The 3,734-nt window shown below is 66.0% G+C and carries 3 protein-coding genes and 1 pseudogene; 1 reads left to right on the plus strand and 3 read right to left on the minus strand.

The genetic code is table 11. The features are described from left to right. The first annotated feature begins 8 nt into the window (after positions 1-8). Entirely contained in the window at positions 9-524 is a 516-nt protein-coding gene (locus NP3_RS39095) for a UCP032817 domain-containing protein (protein ID WP_157124847.1), read from the plus strand. On the opposite strand, the gene NP3_RS39100 is transcribed toward NP3_RS39095, so the two are convergent. The 3 genes and pseudogenes from NP3_RS39100 to NP3_RS49505 form a co-directional block, all read right to left on the minus strand. Beyond that, positions 517-2,289, minus strand: a complete 1,773-nt coding sequence (locus NP3_RS39100; protein WP_063046748.1) for an SDR family oxidoreductase — start codon at positions 2,287-2,289, stop codon at positions 517-519. The genes NP3_RS39095 and NP3_RS39100 overlap by 8 nt on opposite strands. Before the next feature lie 25 nt (positions 2,290-2,314). Continuing rightward, positions 2,315-3,406, minus strand: a complete 1,092-nt coding sequence (locus NP3_RS39105) for a PDR/VanB family oxidoreductase (RefSeq protein ID WP_063046749.1) — start codon at positions 3,404-3,406, stop codon at positions 2,315-2,317. Positions 3,407-3,417: 11 nt separating this feature from the next. Next, a pseudogene (locus NP3_RS49505) lies at positions 3,418-3,734 on the minus strand (metal-dependent hydrolase); the annotation flags it as partial.

The following is a 3,734-nucleotide window of genomic DNA, read 5'->3' on the forward strand; positions in this document are numbered from 1 at the left end:
AGTGAATCGTGGCCTTCTTACGAAACCGTACCCAGCGCCGAATCGACCTGAGCGATGTCGGCCGGGTGGTGGCCGCACTCGAATTTCCCGACGCGGTTTTCAAAACCAGCCCGTGGCAGCCGAGGGAACTGGTGGAAACCGGACTGCGCCAGTGGCTGCGCTGCTGTGGTGCGGCCATGCGCGACGGTCAGGTCATCGGTATGCCGTCCCATGCGGTCGACGAGGCCTGGCACGGATTCATTCTGTGCACGGAGATGTATGCCGCATTCTGCACCGCGGCATACGGCCGTTTCCTCCATCACTTTCCGGAAGGCGTTGCGACGAAGGGCATTTCGCACGGTTCCATGGGCGAACAACTCGGCCGCACCGTCGTCGCGTGGTCGATGGTCGCAAAGCCCGGCGAGACGTGCGTGCTCTGGGATCTCGACAGCAAGGTGGGAGTCGAGCATCCGTGGGGTATCGGCGCCGAGCGAGTTGCGGCGATCGAGGCCGAACTCGCAGGCACACCTCAGACGCTCAGGTGAGCTTCACCCGCGCGGCGAAGAACCGCACCACCGCCGGGGCGAACTTGTTGAACTGGTATTGCAGCCGCGCCTCCGGGGTGACCGGCACGATGCTGCGATCCCGTTCGACCGCCCGCACGATCTGCGCCGCCACCTTCTCCGGACCGTAGCGCCGCGCCTGGTACAGCTTGTCGTACCGTTCCTGCTTGCGCTGCTCCTCCTCCGCGCTGACACCCGAAAACCTGGTGGTGGCAACGATATTGGTGTGCACGATGCCGGGGCAGATGGTGTGCACGGAGATGCCGCGCCCGGCCAGTTCCGCGCGCAGGCAGTCGGAGAACATGAATACCGCCGACTTACTGGTGGAGTACGCGCTGAACCCCTGCTGCGGACTGTAGGCCGCCATGCTGGACAGGTTGACGATGTGTCCGCCGAGTCCGCGCTCGGCCATCGCCGAACCGAAGGCACGGCAGCCATTGACCACGCCGCCGAGATTGATCCGCATGACCCGATCGAACTCCGCCGATGGCGTATCGAAGAACCCACCGGCCTGCCCGATTCCGGCATTGTTGATCAGAATGTCGGGCACGCCGTGCGCGGCGAGCACCTCGACCGCGTGCAGGTGCACCGCTTCCTCATCGGAGACGTCGAGCTGATAGGCATGCGCCACACCGCCTTCGGCGGCAATCAGCTCCCGGGTCTGCTTGGCCGCGTCCAGATTGATATCCGACAGTACGATTTCCGCACCGAGCCGCGCGAATGCCAGGCCCGTCTCACGACCGATACCGCTGCCGCCCCCGGTGATCACCACGAGCTGATCCTCGAACGGCCGTCGGCTGCGCCCGATTTCAGCGCGACGAAGGCCGCGCGGCGCCACACCACTATTCACCGCGTCGATGAGCTCGGTGGTCGCGGTGGCGAGCAATTCGGGATGGGAGAACGGCATCCAATGTCCGGCGGGCACATCGCGGCGCCAGAGCCGCGAAACCCATTTGTGCCCATCGTCGTAGCCCGCGGGCCGCACCGCGACATCGCGACCGGCAACGATCAACTGCACCGGCACCTCGGTGCGGCGCTCTCGCGGCGCGAGCATTCGCGGCACGATATTGGCTCGGTAGATGAGCAGACCTGCTACGGCGTCACGACGGAACGTCGGGCCGAGCACGACATTCGACGGCGCGGTGTCGTTCATAATCGAAACGATGCGCTGCCAACGCTTTTCGCGCGCAACAACCCGGAACACCTGATTGAGCCCGGGTGTCATCGAGAAGATCGTGTATCCCGACGACAGCGCCTGGGTGAATGGCTGCCACAGATTGCGCGGCGTGGGACGGGACAGTCTGGCGCGCACCCACTTCGCGAGATGGTCCAGGTTCGGCCCGGAGACCGAGGTGAACGACGCGACCCGCGTCGCGGCCTGCGGTTCGCACACCGCCTCCCACACCTGTACCGAACCCCAGTCGTGCGCGAGGACGTGCACCGGCCGATCCGGGCTGACCGCGTCGGCGACGGCGAAGAAATCACCGGCCAGCGCATCCAGGCGGAAGTCTCGGACGCGCCGGGTGCGGGTGGACTCCCCGTGGCCGCGGGTGTCGTAGGTGACGACATGGAAGCGGTCGGTCAGCAATGGCACCACCGCATTCCAGAGATGATGGGTGTCCGGCCAACCATGCACCAGCACAATGGTTTCCGCGCTCGGATCGCCGTATTCGAAGACGGCGATATCGAATTCGCCGCTGCGCACGGTCCGCCGCGTCGCGGCCGAGTCCAGGTCGGTCGTCGTCATTGACGTATCTCCTCGAGGTTCCTACTCACAGGTCCAAAACCAATCGCCCACCCCGCGAACGCGAGACGCAGACGAGCATCTCCCCCGCCTCGTGATCGGCGGCGGTGAGCACGCTCTCGCGATGCTCCGGTTCACCGGAGAGCACCCGCACCTTGCAGGTACGGCAGAAGCCCTGGCGACACGAATACGGCCGATCCGGGCGGCTCCGCAGAATCGTCGCCAGCGCCGACTCATCCGCGGGCACCTCGACAACTTCACCGGTGGAGGCCAATTCGATCTCGAATGCGACACCGTCGACGATCGGCGGCGGCGAGAATCGCTCGGAATGCAGTTCGACGCCGGGCATTTCGCGTACCGCATCCGCGACGGCGGTCGTCATCGGTACCGGGCCGCAGCAGTACACCGCGGTATCCGGCGTGACCCCGGCGAGTAGCGTTGCGGCGTCGGGCAATCCGTGTTCGTCATCGGTGCGCACCGTGACCCGATCCCCCAATCCGGAGATCTCGTCGAGAAACGGAATCGTGTCGCGATTGCGCCCGGTGTACACCATCGACCAGTCGATCCCGAGCCGCATCGCCAGCCGCGCCATCGGCAGAATCGGGGTGATCCCGATCCCGCCCGCGATGAAATGCAAGCGGGCGGCGGGCGATCCGTGACCGGGTACCGCGAACGGGAACGCATTGCGCGGACCACGAACCACAATGCGCGATCCGACCGGCAGTTCGTCGTGCACCTCCACCGAACCGCCGCCCCCATCGGAAATGCGGCGCACCGCGATCCGGTATGCCCGGGTATCGGCCGGATCACCGCACAGCGAGTACTGCCGCAACCGACCCGAAGGCAACTCCAGGTCGAGATGCGCACCCGGTCGCCACGGCGGAAGCTCGCGCGCGTCCGGCGATTCCAGTCGCAGGCTCACCACATCCTGGTCGTGCGCCTCGATGCGTCGACCGGTCACCACCAGCGACAGCCGGTGATCATCGGCGCGCGGTGACAGATCCCGGCGGTTGATGATCGTGGTCCACCGCAGCCGCGCCGAGGCGACCGCGTCGAGCACCCGCACCGCCCGATCCTGCTCGCGCTTTCCGAACAGATCGGCCGGTCGCTGCTGCGGCATCGGTCGCCAGTTCAAGACGCAACCGCCTGGGCCGCAGGCGATTTGGCCAGATATGCCACCGCCTGCGCGGTCGAACCGACGGATTCCGGGTTGTAGCCGGGTTTGAATGTCGTCAGCGCGCTCCACAGCAGCGAAGGCACACCGGGCAGCGCGCCGCGCCACATCGAGCCGAAGACGCACGTGATCAGGCGCGGATAGCCGAGGTCCGGCAGCGCGGGATCCTGGTGCACCATGAATTTGGTACCGCGAACCACCAGCGTGATGAAGATCGGAAAGACGATCATCATGATCGCCGCCCGCCGCACATAGCCTGCGCCGAAGTAGACGG

Source organism: Nocardia pseudovaccinii NBRC 100343 (assembly GCF_001613225.1).
In the GTDB taxonomy this organism is placed as follows: Bacteria; Actinomycetota; Actinomycetes; order Mycobacteriales; family Mycobacteriaceae; genus Nocardia; species Nocardia pseudovaccinii.

Coding starts and splice junctions, on each gene's coding strand:
- NP3_RS39100 (WP_063046748.1), bottom strand. CDS start 2,289: ATGACGACGACCGACCTGGACTCGGCCGCGACGCGGCGGACCGTGCGC.
- NP3_RS39105 (WP_063046749.1), bottom strand. CDS start 3,406: ATGCCGCAGCAGCGACCGGCCGATCTGTTCGGAAAGCGCGAGCAGGAT.